The 22,268-nt window shown below is 71.6% G+C and carries 19 protein-coding genes and 1 pseudogene; 10 read left to right on the top strand and 10 right to left on the bottom strand.

The window, feature by feature from the left end:
* The first annotated feature begins 304 nt into the window (after window positions 1–304).
* Both ACSMXV_RS07410 and ACSMXV_RS07405 read left to right on the top strand, forming a co-directional pair.
* Window positions 305–1,096, top strand: a complete 792-nt coding sequence (locus tag ACSMXV_RS07410; RefSeq protein WP_473176913.1) for a GNAT family N-acetyltransferase — start codon at window positions 305–307, stop codon at window positions 1,094–1,096.
* Window positions 1,097–1,188: 92 nt separating this feature from the next.
* Window positions 1,189–2,082 carry a lysophospholipid acyltransferase family protein gene (locus ACSMXV_RS07405; RefSeq protein ID WP_473178850.1) on the top strand — a complete coding sequence of 298 codons (894 nt, stop codon included), beginning with the start codon at window positions 1,189–1,191 and terminating at the stop codon, window positions 2,080–2,082.
* A 76-nt stretch (window positions 2,083–2,158) separates the two neighbouring features.
* On the opposite strand, the pseudogene ACSMXV_RS07400 reads toward ACSMXV_RS07405, so the two are convergent.
* Window positions 2,159–2,806: pseudogene (locus tag ACSMXV_RS07400) on the bottom strand (MsnO8 family LLM class oxidoreductase); the annotation flags it as partial.
* Between the two features lie 88 nt (window positions 2,807–2,894).
* Between ACSMXV_RS07400 and ACSMXV_RS07395 the strand changes: the two are divergent.
* Window positions 2,895–3,395, top strand: coding sequence for a phosphatase domain-containing protein (locus tag ACSMXV_RS07395; protein ID WP_473176912.1), 501 nt, complete (start codon window positions 2,895–2,897; stop codon window positions 3,393–3,395).
* A 27-nt stretch (window positions 3,396–3,422) separates the two neighbouring features.
* Here the strand turns inward: ACSMXV_RS07395 and ACSMXV_RS07390 are convergent, their stop codons facing one another.
* The 6 genes from ACSMXV_RS07390 to egtA form a co-directional block, all read right to left on the bottom strand.
* Window positions 3,423–3,638 carry a dodecin gene (locus tag ACSMXV_RS07390; RefSeq protein ID WP_181657992.1) on the bottom strand — a complete coding sequence of 72 codons (216 nt, stop codon included), beginning with the start codon at window positions 3,636–3,638 and terminating at the stop codon, window positions 3,423–3,425.
* Window positions 3,639–4,024: 386 nt separating this feature from the next.
* Window positions 4,025–4,498: a carboxymuconolactone decarboxylase family protein gene (locus ACSMXV_RS07385; RefSeq protein WP_473176911.1), complete on the bottom strand. Its 474-nt coding sequence runs from the start codon at window positions 4,496–4,498 to the stop codon at window positions 4,025–4,027.
* A 245-nt stretch (window positions 4,499–4,743) separates the two neighbouring features.
* The gene (gene egtD, locus ACSMXV_RS07380) at window positions 4,744–5,706 is read right to left on the bottom strand and encodes an L-histidine N(alpha)-methyltransferase (RefSeq protein ID WP_473176910.1); all 963 of its coding nucleotides are present in this window, start codon (window positions 5,704–5,706) and stop codon (window positions 4,744–4,746) included.
* A complete protein-coding gene (gene egtC, locus ACSMXV_RS07375; protein ID WP_473176909.1) occupies window positions 5,703–6,539 on the bottom strand; it encodes an ergothioneine biosynthesis protein EgtC in 837 nt (278 codons plus the stop codon). Before egtC ends, egtD begins: the two co-directional genes overlap by 4 nt.
* Window positions 6,539–7,954 (bottom strand): ergothioneine biosynthesis protein EgtB, encoded by a 1,416-nt coding sequence (egtB, locus tag ACSMXV_RS07370; protein ID WP_473176908.1) that lies wholly within the window; start codon window positions 7,952–7,954, stop codon window positions 6,539–6,541. Before egtB ends, egtC begins: the two co-directional genes overlap by 1 nt.
* Window positions 7,951–9,282 carry an ergothioneine biosynthesis glutamate--cysteine ligase EgtA gene (gene egtA / locus ACSMXV_RS07365; protein WP_473176907.1) on the bottom strand — a complete coding sequence of 444 codons (1,332 nt, stop codon included), beginning with the start codon at window positions 9,280–9,282 and terminating at the stop codon, window positions 7,951–7,953. The genes egtB and egtA overlap by 4 nt, the downstream gene beginning before the upstream one ends.
* A gap of 233 nt (window positions 9,283–9,515) precedes the next feature.
* Here egtA and ACSMXV_RS07360 point away from each other — a divergent pair, with 233 nt between their 5' ends.
* A complete protein-coding gene (locus ACSMXV_RS07360) occupies window positions 9,516–10,376 on the top strand; it encodes a TIGR02452 family protein (RefSeq protein ID WP_473176906.1) in 861 nt (286 codons plus the stop codon).
* 95 nt (window positions 10,377–10,471) lie between these two features.
* Here the strand turns inward: ACSMXV_RS07360 and ACSMXV_RS07355 are convergent, their stop codons facing one another.
* Window positions 10,472–10,939, bottom strand: coding sequence for a type II toxin-antitoxin system PemK/MazF family toxin (locus ACSMXV_RS07355; protein WP_473176905.1), 468 nt, complete (start codon window positions 10,937–10,939; stop codon window positions 10,472–10,474).
* Between the two features lie 691 nt (window positions 10,940–11,630).
* Here ACSMXV_RS07355 and ACSMXV_RS07350 point away from each other — a divergent pair.
* Window positions 11,631–12,635, top strand: a complete 1,005-nt coding sequence (locus ACSMXV_RS07350; RefSeq protein ID WP_473178849.1) for a LacI family DNA-binding transcriptional regulator — start codon at window positions 11,631–11,633, stop codon at window positions 12,633–12,635.
* A gap of 380 nt (window positions 12,636–13,015) precedes the next feature.
* Window positions 13,016–14,452, top strand: a complete 1,437-nt coding sequence (locus tag ACSMXV_RS07345; RefSeq protein WP_181865740.1) for a benzaldehyde dehydrogenase — start codon at window positions 13,016–13,018, stop codon at window positions 14,450–14,452.
* A 79-nt stretch (window positions 14,453–14,531) separates the two neighbouring features.
* Here ACSMXV_RS07345 and trxA read toward each other — a convergent pair whose 3' ends face one another.
* A complete protein-coding gene (gene trxA, locus ACSMXV_RS07340) occupies window positions 14,532–14,915 on the bottom strand; it encodes a thioredoxin (protein ID WP_181865656.1) in 384 nt (127 codons plus the stop codon).
* Window positions 14,916–15,128: 213 nt separating this feature from the next.
* Between trxA and ACSMXV_RS07335 the strand changes: the two genes are divergently transcribed.
* Complete coding sequence (locus tag ACSMXV_RS07335; RefSeq protein WP_473176904.1) at window positions 15,129–16,556, top strand: dihydrolipoyl dehydrogenase family protein; 1,428 nt, start codon at window positions 15,129–15,131, stop codon at window positions 16,554–16,556.
* 447 nt (window positions 16,557–17,003) lie between these two features.
* Here ACSMXV_RS07335 and ACSMXV_RS07330 read toward each other — a convergent pair whose 3' ends face one another.
* Window positions 17,004–17,363 carry a tetratricopeptide repeat protein gene (locus ACSMXV_RS07330; RefSeq protein WP_220136720.1) on the bottom strand — a complete coding sequence of 120 codons (360 nt, stop codon included), beginning with the start codon at window positions 17,361–17,363 and terminating at the stop codon, window positions 17,004–17,006.
* A gap of 105 nt (window positions 17,364–17,468) precedes the next feature.
* Here ACSMXV_RS07330 and ACSMXV_RS07325 point away from each other — a divergent pair, with 105 nt between their 5' ends.
* The 3 genes from ACSMXV_RS07325 (at window position 17,469) to ACSMXV_RS07315 (ending at window position 22,210) form a co-directional block, all read left to right on the top strand.
* Entirely contained in the window at window positions 17,469–18,434 is a 966-nt protein-coding gene (locus ACSMXV_RS07325; RefSeq protein WP_473176903.1) for a pirin family protein, read from the top strand.
* 873 nt (window positions 18,435–19,307) lie between these two features.
* Entirely contained in the window at window positions 19,308–19,955 is a 648-nt protein-coding gene (locus ACSMXV_RS07320; protein WP_473176902.1) for a TetR/AcrR family transcriptional regulator, read from the top strand.
* Between the two features lie 368 nt (window positions 19,956–20,323).
* Window positions 20,324–22,210 carry a Stk1 family PASTA domain-containing Ser/Thr kinase gene (locus tag ACSMXV_RS07315; RefSeq protein WP_473178848.1) on the top strand — a complete coding sequence of 629 codons (1,887 nt, stop codon included), beginning with the start codon at window positions 20,324–20,326 and terminating at the stop codon, window positions 22,208–22,210.
* The last annotated feature ends 58 nt before the right edge of the window (window positions 22,211–22,268 follow it).

The following is a 22,268-nucleotide window of genomic DNA, read 5'->3' as shown; positions in this document are numbered from 1 at the left end:
TTGGTGCTCAGACCCGGTCCCGCCAGGCATTTTCCGGGCCGCATACGGCCGCACTCTGCCAGTGCGCTGCCAGGGCGCCGGCAATGCCGACATCGGCGACCACCCCACCAAGGCGCTCGTCATGCCGGATTCGGCCACCGCCCCGCCAGCCATTCAACAACCGCACACTCTCTCTCCTGCCGCAGGTCATGTCCGCGCCAGCAGACGCCGGGACAACAGGAGTACGCAGGCCGGAACGCGCAGGCCTGCTGCCGCCCTGCTGCTGCCTTGCCCTGACGGCCAGGCCCGTGACCAGGAGAGAGCCATGACCGCCGTCCCCGCCCTCGAAAAGCCCGCACCGGCGCCCGCCCAAGGCGACGTCCGCTACACCGTCACGCTCGCCCGCAACGAGGCCGAGGTACGGGCCGCGCAGCGACTGCGGCACGACGTCTTCGCCATTGAGATGGGCGCCCTCCTGGCGACTCCCGAGCCCGGACTCGACATCGACGCCTTCGACGCGTACTGCGACCACCTGCTGGTGCGCGACAACGTCACGGGGCAGTTCGTCGGCACGTACCGACTGCTGCCGCCCGACCGCGCCGCGATCGCCGGACGGCTCTACTCCGAGAGCGAGTTCGACCTCGGACCGCTCGCCGGGATCCGCTCGGGGCTCGTCGAGGTCGGCCGCTCCTGTGTCCACCCCGACCACCGTGACGGCACCGTCATCGGCCTCATCTGGGCCGGCATAGCCCGCTACATGGTCAAGGGCGGGCACGAGTGGCTGGCCGGCTGCTGCTCCGTACCGCTCGCCGACGGCGGCGCGCTGGCCGCGGCCACCTGGGACCGCGTCCGGGACAGGCACCTCGCGCCCGAGGAGTACCGGGTGCGGCCGCTGCTGCCCTGGATCCCCAAGAGCAACGGCGAGACCACCGCGCGGCCCGCGAACGCCGACCTGCCGCCGCTCCTGCGCGGCTACCTCCGACTCGGCGCGTGGGTCTGCGGCGAGCCCGCCCACGACCCGGACTTCGGCGTGGCCGACCTCTACGTGCTGTTGTCGATGAGCCGCGTCAACCCGCGCTACCTGCGGCACTTCCTCTCGCTCGCGCCGGCCTGGTGAGCACCCCGAGAACCGGCCTGATGAGCATCCAGAACACCGGCCGGAGGAGCATCCAGAACACCGGCCGGAGGAGCATCCAGAACACCGGCGTGATGAGCGCCTGGCTGCCCACCGCGCCCTGCACCCCGGGGGCGTGCGTGGACTCCGCGAGATCCGCGGCGGCCGCGCCGCGCGCCGTCCTCCGCCTCGTCGCGGTCGCGGTCGTCACGGTCACCGGGTTCGCCCTGACGCCGCTGGCCGCACGGCTGTCGCCCGCGCGGCGCGACCGGCTCGTGCGGTGGTGGTGCCGGATGGTCGTCCGTGCCGCGGGGGTGCGCGTGCGCACCACGGGCGGCGAGGCGCCCAAGGGTGGCGTACTGCTGGTGGCGAACCACATCTCCTGGCTCGACATCCCCCTGCTCGCCGCCGTCCGGCCCGCCCGGATGCTGGCCAAGTCCGAGATCCGGGACTGGCCCGTGGCGGGGGCGATGGTCGCCCGTGGCGGCACCCTCTTCATCGAACGCGACCGGTTGCGTGCGCTGCCGGAGACGGTCGCCCGTATCGCCGCCGTCCTGCGCGACGGCGCCGCGGTCGTCGCCTTCCCCGAGGGGAGTACCTGGTGCGGCCGCGCCCGGGGCAGCTTCCGGCGCGCCGTCTTCCAGGCCGCCCTGGACGCGGGCGTACCCGTCCAGCCGGTCCGCATCCGCTACCGCCGGCACGGCGAGACCACGAGCACGGCGCCCGCCTTCGTCGGGGACGACACGCTCGGCGCCTCCCTGTGGCGCGTCGCCTCGGCACGCGGCCTCGTCGCCGAGGTGGACGTACTCCCGCCCCTCGAGCCGGGCACCCATCCGAACCGGCGAAGCCTCGCCCTAGCGGCGGAGTCGGCGACGGGGCAGGGCGTCAGCCGGGAGTCCGCCCCGTGCGCGGCGGGCACCGGCTCGCATGTCGCCGAGGACCCGAATCGGACTGTCCGGCGCTTGAGGACGAGCCTGCTGGGGCGATAGGGGGTCTGGGGGCGAAGCCCCAAGCAGGGTCCAGGGACAGCGCCCCTGGTTACGGGAAGGGGCGCGGGGTGGGGGACTCCTGTGCCCAGGGCGAGGGCCTGAACGCGTCCCGGTAGCGGTCGATCGCGGCGAGCAGCCGCTCGCGTCCCTTGATGTCGCCGATGACGAGCGGCAGTCCGGCATCGGCGGCGATCGTTGCGCCCTCGCCGGTCGCCAGTACATACGCCGGTACCGTGAGGCCCTCCGCGGGGCGGGCGTGCACCCCGGTCGGCGAGGTGCCGCGGAACCAGGCAAGCAGCTCGGCGAGGTGCGCCGCGAAGTCGCCGGCATCGTCCTTGTCCCGTCCCAGTGCCCTGCGCACACCGTCCGTGAAGCCGACCGAGCGCCCGAGTCCCATGTCGATCCGCCCGGGGAACAGGGACTCCAGCACCCCGAACTGCTCGGCGACCACAAGGGATTGGTGGTTCGGCAACATGACGCCGCCGGTGCCGACCCGGATGCGACGGGTGGCCGCGGCGACGGCGGCCGCCAGAACCGTGGGCGCGGAGCCCGCGACGCCGGGAACCCCGTGGTGTTCCGCGACCCAGAAGCGGTGATAGCCGAGCTCCTCCGCCTGCTGGGCGAAACCGACCGTGTCACGCAGCGCCGCGGGGCCGTCGTGCCCCTCGCGGATGCGTGAACGGTCCAGGACGGAGAACCGGGTCGATGCGATCACTGAGCTCACGCATCTGTTCAACGCCGACGTCGCGCCAGGATTCCCGCAGCCGGGGGCCATGCCGGTGTTCCCGTGACGTAGTCCCTACGCTGGCCCCGTGACGGACAACAGCAGGGACAGCAGCAGGCCACTCGCCGTGTTCGACCTGGACAACACCCTCGCGGACACCGCGCACCGGCAGCGGTTCCTGGAGCGCAGGCCGCGGGACTGGGACGCCTTCTTCGCGGCGGCCCCGCAGGACCCTCCGCTGGCCGGGGGCGTGGAGCTGGCGCTGAAGAGCGCCGAGGAGTGCGAGATCGTCTATCTGACCGGCCGCCCGGAACGGTGCCGCCGGGACACGGCGGACTGGCTCGCCGCCCAGGGACTGCCCGAGGGCCGGATCTGGATGCGCCGCAACGACGACCGCCGCCCCGCCCGCTTCACCAAGCTGGCGATCCTCCGGAGGATCTCCCGTGACCGGAAGGTCCGCGTGCTCGTGGACGACGACGAACTGGTCTGCGAGGAGGCCCGGCGCGCCGGCTTCACCGTCGTACAGGCACGCTGGGCCACCCCGTCCGAGGACCTGAAGGACGCGCAGGAACGCGAGGGACGTACCTGACCCGTGGGGTCGTGTTGCGGGCAGTCGTCACTCGCCGTCCTCCAGGCGGAAGCCCACCTTGAGGCCCACCTGGTAGTGCTGGATCTCGCCGTTCTCGATCTGGCCGCGGACCTGGGTCACCTCGAACCAGTCGAGGTGGCGCAGCGTCTCGTTGGCCCGGGCGATGCCGTTGCGGATGGCCTGGTTGACACCCTCCGGGGAGGTGCCGACGATCTCGGTGACCCGATAGGTGTGGTTCGTCATGGGGCTTGCTCCTCTCGGCCGGCTCCCGGGCCGGTTCACTCCACCGTGCCCCACCGGGCTCCGGTGCGCGAGGCGGGCACGCGAGCCCGATCGCGTAACGGCCAACGCGGCGCAACGCGGTACCTGTCTCCCCGGCACCGGGACAACGCGGCCAAAGGCTGCCCCGCCGAGGCCCTCGCCGCCGACATGGCCCGGGTGGAGAAGCGGGCCCCTGGACGCTGACACAGCCGGGCCCACTCGTTTGGATCAGCCGGACCGCCCGGCGTACCAGAACTCGGACCGCCCGGCATACCAGAACAACGCCCCGGGTCCCCGCGAGGGGTGCCCGGGGCGTGTGCTGCTGCTGGCGCGAGACGGCACAGGCGGTCCCGGCCAGGTACTTCTCGTTATCCGAACTGGCCGGGCTGGTAGTCGCCGGCGGGCTGCTGGACGATGACGTTCACGCGGTTGTAGGCGTTGATGAGGGCGATGAGGAACACCAGTGCGGCGAGCTGGCCCTCGTCATAGTGCTTGGCGGCATTCGCCCATGCCTCGTCGGTGACTCCGCCGGCCGCGTCGGCGATACGGGTCCCCTGCTCCGTCAGCTCCAGGGCGGCGCGCTCGGCGTCGGTGAACACCGTGGCCTCCCGCCAGGCCGCGACCAGGTGGAGGCGCTGCACGGTCTCCCCGGCGTGCGTGGCGTCCTTGGTGTGCATGTCGGTGCAGAAACCGCAGCCGTTGATCTGGCTGGCGCGGATCTTCACCAGTTCCTGCGTCGCGGCCGGCAACCCCGAGTCCGACACGACCTTGCCCGCCGAGTTGATGTGCTTCAGGACCTTGGCTGTGTCCGGGTTGCCGAAGAGGTTCAAGCGAGCATCCATGATGAGCTCCTCTGCCGTGGCTGGTGGTTACACACGTCCGACGGAACAACTCGGCGAGATGTGACACGGAGGAATGTGACGTGCGTCTCCCCTGTAGCGGGACCGGCTCGGCGGCCATGGCCGCGGCACATCCGTCGCCGGCTGGGACTCTCACCGCGCCAGACTTCGGGACTCTCACCGCGCCAGACTTCGGGACTCTTACCGCGCCGGACTTCGGGACTCTTACCGCGCAGGCTCCGGGACTCTCACCGCGCCAGACTCAGCGACAACGCGAACCGTCCCGCCGTATCCGTCCACCAGCGGGCCAGCTCCAGCCCGGCGGCGGCCAGTTCCGCCCGGACGCCGTCCTTGCGGAACTTCGCCGAGATCTCCGTGCGCAGCTCCTCGTCCTGCTCGAAATCGACCGCCAGATCCAGCGTGGGGATCTTCACGGAGAGCGGTTGCAGAGCGCGCAGGCGCATCTCGATCCACTCCTTGTCGCGGTCCCACAGGGCGACGTGGGCGAAGGCGGACGGGTCGAAGTCGGCGCCCAGTTCCCGGTTGACGACGGCCAGGACGTTCTTGTTGAACGCCGCCGTCACCCCGGCCGCGTCGTCGTACGCGGCCACGAGAACGGACTCGTCCTTGACCAGGTCCGTACCCAGCAGCAGTGCGTCGCCGGGCGCCAGCAGCGAGCGTACGGAGGCGAGGAACTCGGCGCGTTCGGCGGGCAGCAGATTGCCGATGGTGCCGCCGAGGAACGCGACGAGCCGCGGTCCGGGCGTGTCCGGCAGCGTGAGGCCGCGCGTGAAGTCGGCGATCAGGGCATGGACGTTCAGCTCCGGCCGCTCGGCGAGGAGCGCCTGACCGGCCTGTTTGAGAGCGCTCTCGCTGACGTCCACCGGAACGTACGTGTGCAGGTCCGGGAGCTCGTCGAGCAGATGGCGCGTCTTGTCGGACGAGCCGGAGCCGAGCTCGACGAGTGTGCGGGCCCCGGTGGCCCCGGCGATCTCCGCGGAACGGGCGAGCAGGATCTCCCGCTCGGCGCGCGTCGGGTAGTACTCCGGCAGCTCGGTGATCTCCTCGAACAGCTCGCTGCCCCGCGCGTCGTAGAACCACTTGGGCGGCAGCGTCTTGGGGGTACGGGTGAGGCCGTGCAGGACGTCGGCGCGCAGGGCCGCGTCCGTGGCGTCCTCGGGCAGGGTGCGGGTGAGTTGGAACGGGCTCACGCGGTCGGCTCCTCGGTCTTCAGGGGTTCGTGAAGATCGGTCCCCGGGGGTACCTGGTGATGCTCTTGCGGGTACTCCGGCTCCTGCGGCTCCTTCAGCGGCGTCAGCAGGACGTCGGTGCGGCTTGCGGCGAGCAGCGTCCGGTCGGGCACCTCGCGCCAGTAGGGGTCGTCGTCGTACGGCTCGGAGGCCACGACCGTGCGGCGGCCCGGCTCGGCGAGATACCAGAGCGTGTCGCCCCAGGCGGTCGCGGCGATCGCCTCGCCGTTGGTCAGCAGGAGGTTGAGGCGCGAGCCGGGCGCGGCGGCCGCCACCTCGAGGACTGTCTCGGCCAGCGCCTGGCCCGCCTCGTCACCGTTCCGCAGCCGGTGCAGGACCAGCGCCCACACCAGCGCGGAGTCGTTGCGGGCCTCCAGCGCGAGCAGTTCGGCGGGCGGCAGCTCCCCGGCGAGTACGGCGAGGGAGCGCGGCCAGCCGGTCACCGCGCCGTTGTGGCTGAACAGCCAGGGGCCCTCGGCGAACGGCGCTGCCGCGGCCTCCGCGTCGGCGCTCGCCACGGTCGCGTCCCGTACCGCCGCGAGCAGCGCCCCGGTGCGCACGACCCGCGCGAGGTCCGCGAACGGCAGGTCGCCCCAGACCGGCCCGGCCCGGCGGTAACGCGCGGGCACCGGATCCCCTTCCGCGTACCAGCCGACTCCGAACCCGTCGGCGTTGACGGTGCCGTGCCGCTGCTGCCGTGGCGCCCACGACTGGCGGTACAGTCCGTGCGGCGGCGCCACGACGAGATCGCCGAACGGCACGGGCGGCCCCAGATACGCCAGATGTCGGCACATCAGGCACCTCCCGACGGGCCGTTCGCGGCGCCTTCCGCGCGGCCGTCCATCCGGCCGCCCACCAGGTCGTCCGCGACCCCGTCCGCGGGCGTGACGTCCCGGGCGGTGCGGAAGCCCGAGAAGATCTGCCGCCGGATCGGATAGTCCCAGTTCCGGAACGTGCCGCGGCAGACCACCGCGTCGACGGCGAACGAACCGCCGCGCAGCACCTTGTGCTCGGACCCGAAGAACACCTCCGAGTACTCCCGGTACGGGAACACCGCGAACCCCGGATAGGGCAGGAAGTCGCTCGCTGTCCACTCCCACACATCGCCGATCAACTGCCGTACGCCGAGCGGGGACTCACCGAGCGCGTAGCTGCCCGCGGGGGCAGGACGCAGATGGCGCTGGCCCAGGTTGGCGCGGTCCGGCGTCGGATCGGCGTCGCCCCACGGGTAGCGCATGGAACGTCCGGACGCGGGGTCGTGACGGGCGGCCTTCTCCCACTCGGCCTCGGTGGGCAGCCGCCGCCCCGCCCATCGCGCGTACGCGTCGGCCTCGTACCAGCCGACGTGCAGCACCGGCTCGTCCGGTGGCACGGCCTCGGTCACCCCGAAGCGCCGCCGCAGCCACTGCCCGCCCTCGCGGAGCCAGAACAGCGGCGCGGAGATGGAACGGGCCTTGATGTGCGCCCAGCCCTCCGGCGCCCACCAGCGGGGGTCGTCGTAGCCGCCGTCCTCGATGAAGGCCTGGTACGCGGCGTTCGTCACGGGAGTCGTGTCGATGAACAACGGCGGGACGAGCCGGACATGACCGGGACGCTCGTTGTCCAGTGCCCACGGCTCGGTAGAGGTGCCCATGGTGAACGGGCCACCGGGGACGAGGACTTCGGCCGGTCCGGTGTACGGCGATGACAGGGGCTCCGGGTCGGGCGCCGACAGGACGGCCGGGCCCTTGCGCAGCTGATGCGTGATCAGCATCGTCTCGTCGTGCTGCTGCTCGTGCTGCGCGATCATCCCGAACGCGAAGCCCGCATCGGTCAGTGCGGAACCCTCGAAGGGCGTGCGCTCGAGGACGTCCAGCGCCCGGCCGCGCACATCCGCCGCATAGCGACGGGCCTCGGCGGGCGGCAGCAGCGGCAGCGAGGGCCGCTCCGCGCGCGAGTGCTCGAACGCGTCGTACAGCGGGTCGATCTCGGGCCGCATCGCCTCCTGCCCGGCGACGGCCCTCAGCAGCCACTGCTCCTCCTGGTTGCCGATATGGGCGAGATCCCACACCAGCGGGGACATCAGCGGTGAGTGCTGCGCGGTCAGATCGGGGTCCTCGACGCACCCGGTGAGCAGCGTGGTGCGCTCGCGTGCGGTGAGCAGCGCGGAGACGGCGCGCTTCCGCAGCGCCTCGGGATCCTGGTCGTGGGTCGCGACGGTCTCGGTCATGGGCGGGCGTCCTTCCCGTGCACGTGACAGCGGTCGAGCGGGTCGGGCAGGTCGGGCATGTCGAGCAGATCGTCGGCGGGGCAGCGGCCCCGGGCGACGTAGCGGTCGTTGAAGGCGGCCACGGCGTCCCGTACGGCCTCGTCGGCACCGAGGCGGGGCAGCGCCTCCTGGGCGGCGGCGAAGCAGGTGACGGCGGCCTCGTGCAGCTCCGGGTCGTGGAGGGCCTGCCGCGCGGCGCTCAGCCACAGCTCGTTGCGCGGCGCGGGCCCCGGGCCCGCCCGTTCGGCCAGTGGTTTGACGGTTCGGTACGCGGTCTCGGCCGCCTCGGGATCGTCGAACAGCGCGGTCGTCACGGCGAGCGGAACGATCCAGCCGTGGTCACCGGGCTGGGCGTCGATCATGCGCAGTTCCAGATGACCGCGCGGCCGTACCGGCGGGAACAGCGTCGTCAGGTGGTAGTCGACGTCCTCGCGGGTCGGCGGGCGCGGCTTGCCCGAGCGCGTCCACGCCCGCAGGCTCAGGCCCTTCGGCACGGTCCACGGCCCGTCGTCCGCCCGAATGCACATCACGGGCGCGTCCAGCACATGTCTGGTCCACGCGGTCCGCGGATCCCCGTCCAGCGGCGGGGCCGCCGACCGCCCGGGTTCGATGTCGGCCCACAGCACCTGCCGGGTCGACCGCCACCCGGTCAGACGTCCCTCGCTCAGCGGCGAGTTGGCGAACGCGGCGACCAGCACGGGCCCCAGCAGATGCGCCAGCCGCCAGCGCCGGCCGTGGCCGAGCGGGCCCGGCTCCTCGTATCCGGCGTCCAGGCAGACCTGCACGGATGCCGAGGAGCACATCATGTGACGGCCCGCGGTCCCCGCACGGTCGAGATACTTCTCCATCGCGTCGTAGCGGGGCTCGTGCAGCAGCCGGGACGGCGGGCACCACGGGTCGGTGCCGAGCCCGGTGAGGGCCAGACCGAGGGGGCGGAGTGCCGTCCGCACCGCCGACAGATCGGCCGACACGGCGGTGACGCACTCCATCAGGGACGCGGCGGGCAGCGAGCTGAGCTCCAGCTGACCGCCGGGTTCGACCGTGAGGGGGGAGTGCAGGGGCAGGGCCCGCAGTACGGCGTAGGCCGCTTCGAGGCGGGCGGGTGATACGGGCTGCCGTGGCGTGTAGCCACCGGCATTGTCGAAGCCATGGACGTCGTGGACGAGCCACTCCAGTTCGACACCGATGGAACGAGGCGGGCCGGTCTTGAAACAGATGCCGTGGACCAGCGCCTCCACCTCGGCCTCGGTGACCATCGGGGCGACCCCCGTACAGTCTCCCTCGGACATGCCGGGATCCTCCTGATCTTCAGGTCGGCCTGGTTCCCCGGTCGGGAACCATGCAGCCGCTCCGGCCATGGGTGGGCCGGAACGGCAGCGCTCGTCCTACCCAAATCCCCCTGAGCGGATCGCACAAGAGTGCCCCCAGAGTCGGATTGGTACGGAGAAAGTCTGTTGCGCGGGGGGTCATGAGGCGCTCACGATGCGTTCATGAAGAAGTCGGGGGACACGGGGGACCGGGCGTGAGTGCCCGGCTGCGCGGCATCGCACAGCACACCGAGGAGATCGTCGCGGCCGGTTCGTACTTCGGACCGGCGGGCCGCGAGGTGTCGATCGCCGCAGCGGTGGCGGCCGCCCGGGACGGCACACGGGTATACGGGCCGGGTCCGGTACCGATGGACCCTGCCGTTGTGACGGTCACCGCTCCCACCACGGTAATCGAGGTCACAGGGGAGAGCAGCCTGGAGGCGGCGCGACGGCTCACGACCTGCGGAGACGGGCCGGTCGCCGTGCTGAACTTCGCGTCCGCCCGCAATCCCGGCGGCGGCTATCTCAACGGCGCGCAGGCCCAGGAGGAGGCGCTGTGCAGGGCGTCTGCGCTGTACGCGTGTCTGCTGCGGGCCCGGGCGTTCTACGACCACCACCGCGCCGACCGCGACCCCTTCTACAGCGACCGCGTCATCCACTCGCCTGGCGTCCCCGTCTTCCGCGACGACCGCGGGCAGCTGCTGGACACGGCATACCGCGTGGGCTTTCTGACATCGCCCGCGCCGAACGCCGGGGTCGTTCTGCGGCGGGCCCCGGAGCGGGCCGCCGAGATACCGCGCGCCCTGGCCGGACGCGCGGAAAGGGTGCTCGAGACCGCCGTGGCATGCGGCTACCGGCGGCTGGTGCTCGGCGCTTGGGGGTGCGGCGTGTTCCGGAACGACCCGGTACAGGTGGCCGGGGCGTTCCGCGCGCTCCTGGACGGGGGAGAGGGCGGCCGGTTCGCGGGGTACTTCGAGCACGTCGTCTTCGCCGTCCTGGACCGCACACGGGGCACGGCCACCCGTGCCGCCTTCGAGCGGGCCTTCTCGTGCGCCGGGCCGGTGCGGCGGCCGTAACGCGTCCGCAGCGCCGGTCGCCCGGAGGGAGCTGGCCCGAGGGACCCGGTCGTACGGAGAGGCCTCGCCCGTGGGGACAGGTCGTACGGAAGAGGTCAGCGCCAGCCGTAACGCTCCCGCAGCCGGTGCACCACCAGGTTGAAACGCATCCGGTCCAGCGCGCAGGCCTCGCGCCGCATCCCGTGCTCGTGCACCCGCAGCACTCGGTCGATGTTCACCCACGAGTCGCGGCCCTCGCGGTCCCACGGCCCCTTGCCGATCGGCACCCACTCCCGGTCGTGGTCGTGGCGCTTGCTCGACAGTTGTACGGCGAGCAGCGTGCCGGCCGCCTCACGGGCTACGACCAGGACGGGGCGGTCCTTGCCGCGTCCGTCGTTCTCCTCGAACGGCACCCAGGTCCACACGATCTCACCGGGATCCGGGTCGCCGTCGTGGGCGGGCGAGTACTCGGTGCGCACCCGGCCCACCCGGCGCGGCTCGGCCTCGGTCGTCGCGGTCGGGCCGGTGCGGCCCGGGGTGTCGTCGATGCGCGGGTCTGCGGTGGAGTCAGTCACGCGGGTCACGTTAGAACCTGACCCGTTGGGCACGAAGACCGGGTCCTCGACGACGGGGTCGGCGCACTCGTCGTACGCCGGCCCCGCTGCCTGATGTCAACTCCTCACCTGTCCGCGGGCCTTAGAACCGACCGGCAAATGGGGGGCGGCGTCGCGGGGCAAGCCCCGGCTTGGGGCTTGGCGCGTAAGGCCGCCCGTGGCATGGGGCTCAAGTCCGCCCGTCGCATGGGGTTCAAGTCCGCCTTCGGCATGGGGGCTCAAGTCCGCCTTCGGTATGGGGCTCAAGTCCGGCTTCGGGCATGGAAAGATGCCTCGCGTCATGGTGCAGATACCTGAGCAGTCCGTACCACAGCAGCCATTCGGCGCTACGCCGGATGACGACGTGGAATCGCCCGATTCCGCACCGAGCCCTGCCCGGCACCACGCCGTGCAGGCTCCCCCCTCGTCACGCCCCCAGGCCGAGTCGCGCCACGCCGGGGGGCCGCCCACGCCACCCCGGACCATGCGGCCGCCCGCGCCGCCTCCGTCCGTGCCCGGCTCCGCACATGCCCAGCCAACCGCCCCGCGCAGCGCCCACGGCTCCGGAACGGCCCAGCGGTCGGCCCCACGTGCCGCGGACGACCCGGGCACCGCGCAGCGGTCGGCCCCACGTGCCGCGGACGGCCCGGGCACCGCGCAGCGGTCCGCTCCCCGTCGGGTCGTGCAGCGGGCCGTCCCGACAAGTGCCGATGTGGCGCGGCTTGCCGGGGTCTCACGGGCCACCGTGTCGTACGTACTGAACAACACCAGCTCCGTGCGGATCAGTGAGCCCACCCGGCGACGGGTCCACGAGGCTGCCAGGGAGCTCGGCTACGTGCCGCATGCGGCGGCCCGCAGTCTGCGGGCCGGGCACACCCGCATGGTGCTGTTGCCGGCCCCGGAGGTGGCCGTCGGCCCTCTGTACAGCGGGCTCTTCCACGAACTCCACTGGGCGCTGAGCCGTCTCGACTACACCGTCGTGCAGTTCGGCAGTGCCGGGCAGAGCGGCGACCAGGCCGCCCGGGCCTGGGCGGAGCTGCGGCCGGCCGCCGTGCTGATGTTCAGCACGTTCAGCGCGCGCCTCGGGCCCCTGGGCGTCGACGTCCTGAAGCGCTCCGGCGTGCGGGCCGTCATCACCCTGGCCCAGGAGCCCACCGAGGGTGCCCACGCGGTCCTCATGGACCAGCGCACGGTCGGCCGCTGTGCCGGCGAGCATCTCCTGGCACGCGGCCGGCGCCGCATCGGGGTCGTCGTTCCTGAGGAGCCGGGCCTGGAGGCCTACTCGCTGCCGCGTCTGGAAGGCGTACGCCGTGCCGCACAGGGCACGGGCGCGGAGGTCACCGAGTTGCCGCTCGCCTACGACGAGGCGTCGGCTGCCCGGCTCGCAGGGCGATGGCGGCGCCTCGCCCTCGACGGCGTGTTCGCGTACAACGACGAGTACGCGATGCTGCTGATGCGTGCCCTGCAGGACGAGGGGATCGGCGTGCCGGACGACACGGCAGTGATGGGTGCCGACGACCTCATGCTCGGCAGGCTGCTGCGTCCCCGGCTGAGCACCGTACGGATCGAGCTGCCCTCCGGAAGGGAGCTGGCGGAGATCGTCGACCGCGCCGTCCGCGACCCCGGCGCGCCGCCCGAGGTCCACAAGGTGCTCGACGTGACCGCGGTGCACCGCGAGTCGGCGTGAACGCCGTGCACATCGAGTCGGCGTGAACCGCCGCGCAGCGCGACTCGACGTGAGCGTGCACCCAGGTGCCACGACGCGGCCGGAGGCCGTGGTGCGCGGCACGTACGTGCATCATCGTCCGGTTCGCCGGAACTCCTCGGCTGTTACCGCGAATTACGCCGGCGGAGAGTGTGGCAGGCGACACGCTTTTCGAACGGGATGACTAACATGTTGCATGCTCAACCAGGGGGGATGCCTGAGAGCACCGCGTATGTTTCGCGCGCCCGCGGCGTATCGCGGCATCCCGCCTCGCAACCGCCGAACCGGCCCCGAGCCACACGGGACTTCCGATGTGCGAACGGGCTTCCCCTCGACGACCTGTGACCGATCGGAGAGCCGTCATGGCCCTGCTCGACCCGAACACCTGGCAGTCCCGGCCTCTGTCGGGAGGTGAGTACGCCGTCACCGAGCCCGCCACAGGCGACACCCTGGCCTCCGTCACGCTCGCCTCCGCCGAGGACGTCACGGCGGCCGCGGTCAGCGCACGTGCCGCCCAGACCGCCTGGGCCCGCACCCCGCACTTCCAGCGCGCCGCGGTGCTGCGCCGCGCCGGCGACCTGTTCGCCGCGCACGCCGACGAACTGCGCGAATGGATCGTGCGCGAGTCCGGCTCCATCCCGGGCAAGGCCGACTTCGAACTGCACGTGGCCGCCCAGGAGTGCTACGAGGCCGCCGCCCTGGCGTCGCGCCCGACGGGTCAGGTGCTGCCGACCGAGGCGCCCCGGCTGTCGTACACGCGCCGTGTCCCGGTGGGCGTGGTCGGCGTCATCTCTCCGTTCAACGCGCCGCTGATCCTGTCCATCCGCTCGGTCGCCCCGGCCCTCGCGCTCGGCAACGCCGTCGTGCTCAAGCCGGATCCGCGGACCGCCGTGTGCGGTGGCCTGGCGCTCGCTGCCGTCTTCGCCGAGGCAGGGCTGCCCGAGGATCTGCTGCACGTGCTGCCCGGCGGTCCCGAGGCGGGTCAGGCGCTCGTCGCCGACCCGAACGTGCCGGTCATCTCCTTCACCGGCTCCACCGCCGCGGGCCGTGCGGTCGGCGAGGCCGCGGGACGCCACCTCAAGCGCGTCCACCTGGAGCTGGGCGGCAACTCGGCGCTCGTCGTCCTCGAGGACGCCGACATCGACGCGGTGATCTCCACCGCCGCCTGGGGCTCCTTCTTCCACCAGGGCCAGATCTGCATGACGACGGGCCGCCACCTCGTGCACGCCTCGCTGTACGAGGAGTACGTGGAGCGGCTCGCCGCCAAGGCCGACTCACTCGCCGTCGGCGACCCCCACCGCGAGCAGGTCCACCTCGGCCCGATCATCGACCAGGGCCAGCTCGCCAAGATCCACGGCCTGGTGGAGGCCAGCACGGCGCGCGGAGCCAAGCTCGCCGCGGGCGGCACGCACCAGGAGCTCTTCTACCGGCCCACCGTCCTCGCCGCAGTCGACGACGACACGCCCGCCTACGCGGAGGAGGTCTTCGGCCCGGTCGCGCCGGTGCGGTCCTTCACGACGGCCGACGAGGCGGCGGCGCTCGCCTCCGCGACCCCGTACGGCCTGTCGCTCGGCATCGTCACCCGCGACACCGCGCGCGGTCTCGACCTCGCCGAGCGCATTCCGACCGGTATCGCCCACATCAACGACCAGACCGTCAACGACGAGGCGGTGGCGCCCTTCGGCGGCATCGCGGCCTCCGGCACCGGCGCCCGATTCGGCGGCGAGGCCAACCTGGAGGCCTTCACCGACGTGCGCTGGACGACGGTGCGCGGGGATGTGGCGGGCTATCCGTTCTGATGGCGCGGCCTGTTCCGGCGTAGCTGTCACCTGCCGTTGTGGCGTCGACCGGCGCCACAACGGCGGGTGACTCGGGCGCTCAGCCCTGCTGCTCCTGCTGCTCCGCCTCGGCGATCGACTTGCGGACCGCGTCCATGTCCAGGCGGCGGGCCTGCCCGATGACGTCGTCCAGTGCGGCCTCGGGCAGCGCCCCGGGCTGGGCGAACACCGCGACCTGGTCCCGGACGATCATGAGGGTCGGGATGGACTGGATACCGAAGGCCGCGGCCAGCTCCGGCTGGGCCTCCGTGTCGACCTTGCCGAAGACCAGGTCGGGATTGCCCTCAGCGGCCTTCTCGTAGACCGGGGCGAACTGCCGGCACGGCCCGCACCAGGACGCCCAGAAGTCGATCAGCACGAAGTCGTTGTCCGTGACCATCTGGTCGAAGTTGTCCTTCGTCAGCTCCACGGTGCTGCTGCTCATGGGTTGTTCCCTCTTCCTGGTGGGGGTTCGTGGCTGGTGGGGGTTCGTGGCCGCGGGGGTTCGTGGCCGGCGGCTTTCCGGTCGAGGGGAAGCCGCTGTCGACTACCGGGCGTATACGGCTGTCCACAACCGCGCGCGTAGATGGCGTATTCCGCGTGTTCCGCGCACGTACCCATGTGGCCAGGCGGCACACCTGGCACCAGACTGGCCCGTATGACGGAAGCCATCGCGTATGACGTCGTAGTGCTGGGTGCGGGGCCGACGGGGGAGAACGTCGCGGACCGAACGCGCGCGGCGGGGCTCAGCACCGCGGTCGTGGAGAGCGAGCTCGTCGGCGGCGAGTGCTCGTTCTGGGCGTGCATGCCCAGCAAGGCCCTGCTGCGGCCGGTCATCGCCCGCGCGGACGCCCGGCGCACGCCGGGGCTGCGGGGGGCCGTGCAGGGCCCGCTCGACACACCGGCCGTTCTCGCGCACCGGGACGAGGAGGCCGCCCACTGGAAGGACGACGGGCAGGTCGCCTGGCTGGACGGCATCGGAGCGCAGTTCTACCGCGGCCGCGGCCGTCTCGACGGCCCTCGCCGCGTCGCCGTCACCGCCCCCGACGGCACGGAGCAGCTGCTCACCGCCCGGCACGCCGTGGCGGTCTGCACCGGCAGCCGCGCGGTCCTCCCGGACCTGCCCGGCCTGGACAAGGTGCGCCCCTGGACGAGCCGCGAAGCCACGAGCGCGGACCATGTGCCGGGCCGGCTCGTGGTGGTCGGTGGGGGAGTCGTCGGCGTCGAGATGGCCACGGCCTGGCAGGCGCTCGGTTCCCAGGTCACGGTGCTCGTACGCGGCGTGGGGCTGCTGCCGCGTATGGAGCCCTTCGCCGGTGAGCTCGTCGCGGAGGCGCTCAAGGAGGCCGGTGCGGACGTACGCACCGGCACGTCCGTGACCGCGGTGACCCGGGACGGGTCCACGATCACCGTCGAGGTGTCCGGGGGCGACCGCATCGAGGCCGACGAGATCCTCTTCGCCACCGGTCGCGCGCCGCGCACCGACGACCTGGGCCTTGAGACCGTCGGCCTGGAGCCCGGGTCGTGGCTGACCGTCGACGACAGCTGCCGCGTCGAGGGCAGCTCCTGGCTGTACGGGGTCGGGGACGTCAACCACCGCGCACTGCTGACCCACCAGGGCAAGTACCAGGCGCGGATCGCGGGCGCGGCGATCGCCGCGCGGGCGCAGGGCGTGCCGCTGCTCGAGACGGACCGCTGGGGCGCGCACGCGGCCACCGCAGACCATGCCGCCGTCCCGCAGGTCGTCTTCACCGACCCGGAAGCGGCCGCGGTGGGCCTCAGCCTCGCCGAGGCGGAACGCGCCGGCCACCGCGTACGCGCGGTCGACCAGGACATCGCCGCCGTGGCGGGCGCCGGCCTCTACGTCGACGGCTACCGGGGCCGCGCCCGCATGGTCGTCGACCTCGATCGCGAGGTACTGCTCGGCGCCACGTTCGTGGGCCCGGGCGTCGGCGAACTCGTGCACTCGGCGACCATCGCGGTCGCCGGCGAGGTCCCGATCGACCGCCTGTGGCACGCGGTCCCGTCGTATCCGACGATCAGCGAGGTGTGGCTGCGACTGCTGGAGGCCTACCGGGACGCGTAGCCGCCCGTTTCCATGCTGTCCCCATGGCGCAGGAGCACTTCAAGTACGGGACCTTGTCGGGGCGAGGGCGCATACGCGGACGGCTGGCGCACCGGCCCGTGGACGTTCTGCTTCCGCAATAGCCGGGTCAAGGCCAAGGGCAGCTACAAGGCCGGTGTGCCCGACGGCGCATGGGTGTGGTGGCGCGAGGGGCGCGGCTTTCTGCAGCAGGGCGCTCTTGTGGACGGCCGACAGCACGGCCCCTGGCGCCGTTGGCATGACAACGGGAACCTGCTGGACCGAGGGGCCGTGCAACGCCGGCACGAAGACCGGCGAATGGGTGACCTACGACAAGGGCGGCGACAAGGACTTGCAAGCAGCGAAGCGGAGGAAGCACGCGACGGCACGGGCCCGGTGTGGGCCCGTGCCATCTGTGACTCCGCCGCCGTCTACTCGTGCCTGTTCCGGCTACTCCGGCGCGAAGTCTCCCGACAGCGCCGCGGCCATCCGCAGATGCGGCGCAGCATCGGCGTCGCGACCCTGTCGCTCCAGCGTCCGGCCCAGCATCAGCCGCGCGTAGGTCTCGACCGGATCGCGCTCCAGGACCGCCCGCAGCTCTGTCTCCGCGCGGCGCAGCTGGGCCGAGTGGTAGTACGCGCGGGCCAGCAGCAGTCGCGGGGCGACCTGCTCCGGGACCTCGGCGACCAGGCCGTCGAGGACCCGTGCGGCAGCCGCGAACTCCTTGGCGTCGAAGAACATCCGCGCACGCTCCCAGCGCTCCGCGGCCGTCCCGTGCCCGTAATACTCCGTGTACTCCACGTTCTCCATGTCGGCTTTCGACCTCCTCGACCGTCCGTAACCACTGCTGACAGTTGAAAATTCCACCATCGGCGCGAACTGACGCGGGGCGCCCGGCAGGTCTAGGTTGGCGCCATGAGCAATCTCGACCGCGAGGCGGTTCCCGCCCTCTGCGGTGGCCGAGGATTCGTCGTCGCCGAGCCGGTGCGCGAACTCCTCAGCCCCCGGCGGGTCAAGCTCGGCGAGTCCACCGAGGTACGCCGTCTGCTGCCCAACCTGGGCCGCCGCATGGTCGGCGCCTGGGCCTTCGTCGATCACTACGGCCCCGACGACATCGCCGACGAACCGGGCATGCAGGTCCCGCCGCACCCGCACATGGGCCTGCAGACGGTCAGCTGGCTGCACGACGGCGAGGTGCTTCATCGCGACTCGACCGGCAGCCTCCAGACGATCCGCCCGCGCGAACTGGGCCTGATGACCTCCGGACGGGCGATCAGCCACTCGGAGGAGAGCCCGGGGCGGCATCCACGGTTCCTGCACGGTGCACAACTGTGGGTGGCCCTGCCCGACACCCACCGGCACATCACCCCGCGGTTCGAGTACCACCCGGACCTCCCCACCGTCACGGCCCCGGGCCTCACCGCCACGCTCATCCTCGGCTCCCTCGACGGCGCCACCTCACCGGGCTCGACCTACACCCCGATCGTCGGCGCCGACCTCGCCCTCACAAGCGGCACCGACGTACGCCTTCCGCTGGAGCCCGACTTCGAGTACGCGGTGCTGTCCATGTCCGGCGAGGCACACGTGGACGGCGTCCCCGTCCTGCCCGGCTCGATGCTGTACCTGGGCTGCGGCCGCAGTGAACTGCCCCTGCGCGCCGAGTCGGACGCGGGTCTGATGCTGCTCGGCGGCGAGCCGTTCGAGGAGGAGCTCATCATGTGGTGGAACTTCATCGGCCGGACGCAGGAGGAGATCGAAGCGGCCCGGAGAGACTGGATGGAGGGCTCCCGCTTCGGTGAGGTGAAGGGCTATGACGGGGGTCGACTGCCTGCTCCCCAACTGCCGCCGGTGCCGCTGAAACCACGGGGTCGGGTGCGCTGACCTGGGGCGATGCGTCCTGGATGCATCGCTGCAAGATGCCTTCTGCGTCCCCCCGGCCGGACCGGCCGAGGGGAGCGTGGCGCTTGGTGGTGATCGGCTTGGGTGCGGGGGCGTGACTTGCAGGTGTTGGCGTCTGTGACCAGGTCTGATCAGACACTTGCTGACCCTTTGCTGACTCTATTGACGAGTCATCAGATGCCTCGAGTGCCGTCTGAGAGGCGCCGGGCCTCCCATGTCGGCTGCCCTCCACGGGTTCCGCCGCTGCATCTGCATATGCGTGGAATATCGGTGGCCGGTGAAGTGTGAGTGACGTAAGTCGAATGCGCCCGTTGATCACACGGCGGTGACATTGCCAATGCCCGCCCCGACCGCGGTTCTCAGGCAGATCCGGTTCCAGCCGAGCCCACTCGTCATCCGAAAGATCACCCCGTCCTGCGGATCGGGCACCTGCTCGCGGAACGTCTGCCGAGGACGGTCGCGGACCCTGCACACCAGCCGACGCATCGTCAGATCGATCAGGCGTGTGGCTCTGTTGCTCTGCCCCAACGCCTGTCGGGCGCGACTCGGATCGCGTGTTGAGGGTCGTCCGTGCTGGCCCTGAGCGGGACCGGCTGCCGTACGAAGTCGGGGCCGGGGGTGGGAATGGGATGCCCCTCGGCGTGGCGGCAGGGAGTGGCGGTGGATTTCCGATGGGCCCAGTGGTCCCTGGTGCCGAGGGCCGCATCGGCACGATCATGAACCCGTAGGCAGTCTCCGCAGTCACTGACCCGGACGAGATCCGGCTCCAGATCGCGCTGAGGTTGTGCGTGTCAGAATGGATGACGCCGTTCGTCCTGCTCCGTCGATTTCCGCACCGATCCACCGAGGTTTTCCGTGACCAAGCCCGTGGCCCGCGAGCCGCTGCGACGCAATTCGCGCTCCAACCGGGCTCGCATCCTGGCCACGGCCCGCCGTGAGCTCGGGCGGAACCCGGACATCACCCTGGAGGAACTGGCGCGAGCCTCCGGTGTCGTACGGCGCACCCTTTTCGGTCACTTCCCCGGACGCGCGGCGCTGCTGGAGGCTCTTGCTGAGGAAGCCTCAGAGACCCTCCAGAGCGCGGTGGCAGCCGGAGCGAAGCCGACGGAGCCGGCCGAGCGGGCGCTCGCGCACTTCGTGTTCTCCATGTGGCCCGTAGGGGATCGCTACCGGATGCTCCTGGCGCTGGCCCAGCGGGACCTGGGCGCCGAACGGGTGGCCGGGATCCTGGCACCGGCCCGCGACGAGACCACGGCCATCCTGGAGCGAGGACAGCGGGACGGCGTCTTCCACACCCATCTTCCGCCCGCTGTGCTGAGTGCCGGACTGGAAGCGATGACGGTCGCTCTGCTGGAGACGGTCAATACAGGGGCACTGCAGGACGACGGAACCCGGGTCGCCGTCGCCACGCTCATCGCGGCCGGGGTGCCGGAGAAGCAGGCACGTGTCGTGGTCGACGACGTCGCGTCGACGGTGGTCGCGGAGGCTGCTGCCGACGACTGAGCCGTTGCACGGCCTTCCATACGGCTTCGACTGCCCCGGCGTGGAGCGCCGGGGCAGAGTTGTCCGGTCTTGTTGTGCCGTTGCGGTGGTGCAGCGGTCGGACCGCGAGCCCGTGAGCAGCCTCTCAGTCATCTGTCTTCGACACTGAAGATAAGTGCCCGTCGATGTGCAATTATCTGTTCGTGCTCCTGGCTTCGTGAGGTGGCGCGTTGTCGAACCGTGCCCCCGGCCCAGACTTCCGACCCTTTGTGGAGAAGCGAGTGAACCTCGGCGGACCAAACGATCTGACCTTCTCGCATCCGGGGTACGCCCAGGACGGGTACACCGCGCAGCCGAGTCCGGCGCCCGTCCTCGGCGGCCGGTACGAGTTGCGCACGCGACTCGGCTCCGGCGGCATGGCCGAGGTGCACCTCGCATACGACACTCGGCTCGACCGCACCGTCGCCATGAAGACCCTGCGAGCCGACCGCGCCCAGGACCCGACCTTCCAGGCGAGGTTCCGCCGGGAGGCCCAGTCCACGGCGTCTCTCAACCATCCCGCCATCGCCGCGGTGTACGACACGGGCGAGGACGAGTACACGGCGTACGGCGGCGCGTGGCCGGGCGCCGGAACTCCGCTGCCCTATCTCGTGATGGAGTACGTCGACGGGATGACCCTGCGCGAGGCTCTGCACTCCGGGCCGCCGTTGACCATCCGGCGTGCCCTGGAGATGGTGGCCGGTGTCCTGCAAGCCCTCGCCCACTCCCACCACCACGGCATCGTGCACCGGGACATCAAGCCGGCCAACGTCATGCTGACCCGGACCGGCCAGGTCAAGGTCATGGATTTCGGGATCGCCCGCGATGCGCGGGACGTCGGCATGACGCAGACGTCCGTCGTCATCGGCACCGCCCAGTACCTCTCGCCGGAACAGGCGCTGGGACATGACATCGACGCCCGGTCCGACCTCTACTCCGTGGGCTGTCTGCTCTACGAACTGCTCACCTATCGGCCGCCGTTCGCCGGCGACTCGCCGATGGCGGTGATGTACCAGCACATCCAGGAGGCCCCGCGACCGCCTGGCCTGTACAACCCCGAGGTCGGGCCCGAGGTGGACGCGATCGTCCTGCGCGCTCTGGCGAAGGACCCCGCGTACCGCTACCAGTCCGCCGAGGAGATGCTCGCCGACGTCGAGGCGTACCTCGGGACGGGGGTACCCGTGGCGGTCGCCGAGCCTCAGGTGGCGGGGGCCGACGACTCGTACGGCGACGGTGACGAGGAGACCGGGAGCGGCAGCCGCAAGGGAGCCATCGCGCTGATCACGGCGGGCGTTGCCGTCGCCGTCATGGCGCTTGTGCTCGGCTGGTTCATGTTCGGCCGTGGCACGGCCGACGACGGCAAGGCGGACGTTCCGGACCTGGTCGGCCAGACCCTCGAAGAGGCCCGGCGTACGGCGGACAACGTGGGCCTCACGGTCACCGTCGACAAGCGGGAACCCTGTGACGACCAGCCGAAGGACCACGTCTGCGAGCAAAGTCCGACGGACGGCGAACTCGCCACGGGGGAAGCCGTCTCGGTCACCGTCTCGACCGGTGCACCGAAGCTGGAGGTGCCCGATGTCACGGACAAGGACGAGGACGACGCGGTCCGGATCCTGGAGGACAAGGGCTTCAAGGTGAAGGCCCGGCACGTCGAGTCCACGGAAGACGCCGGAACCGTCCTCAAGCAGGACCCGGACGGCGGAGAAAAGGTCGAGAAGAGCACCGAAGTCACCCTCACGGTCGCCAAGGAGCCCGAGAAGGCCACGGTCCCGGACCTCACCGGCAGCACCCTGAGCGAGGCCCGGAAACTGCTGGCCGCGCACGACCTGAAACTGGGTGACACAACCGAAGTCGACAGCGGCGCCGAGTCCGGGACCGTGGTCGGACAGAGCGTCGCAGAGGGCGAGGAAGTCGAGACCGGCACCGCGGTCGACGTCCAGGTCGCCAAGGCGGTGGAGACCGTCCAGATTCCCACCGACATCGTCGGCAGGACACTCGCCGAGGTCCAGGGCGAACTGGGCTCCCTGGGCCTTCAGGTCGCCGTCGCCTCCGGATATTCCCAGGCGTCCGACGCCGTGGTGACGTCGAGTACCCCGGAGGCGGGCAGCGAGGTCGCGGCGGGAAGCACCGTGATCGTCGTCACGGAGGACGCAAGTGACCGGTCGTCGGACGACGTGTCGGGGACTGATGACGACACGGCGACTGCGCCGTCTTCGACGACGAGCGGTTCGTGAGACCGGGCCGAAGCCGGACATCACGGAGCCCTCAGCCGCCTGCGGACGGCTGAGGGCT

It is taken from the genome of Streptomyces sp. DSM 42067, from assembly GCF_055792885.1.
This window is presented reverse-complemented; position numbering and strand designations above follow the sequence as displayed.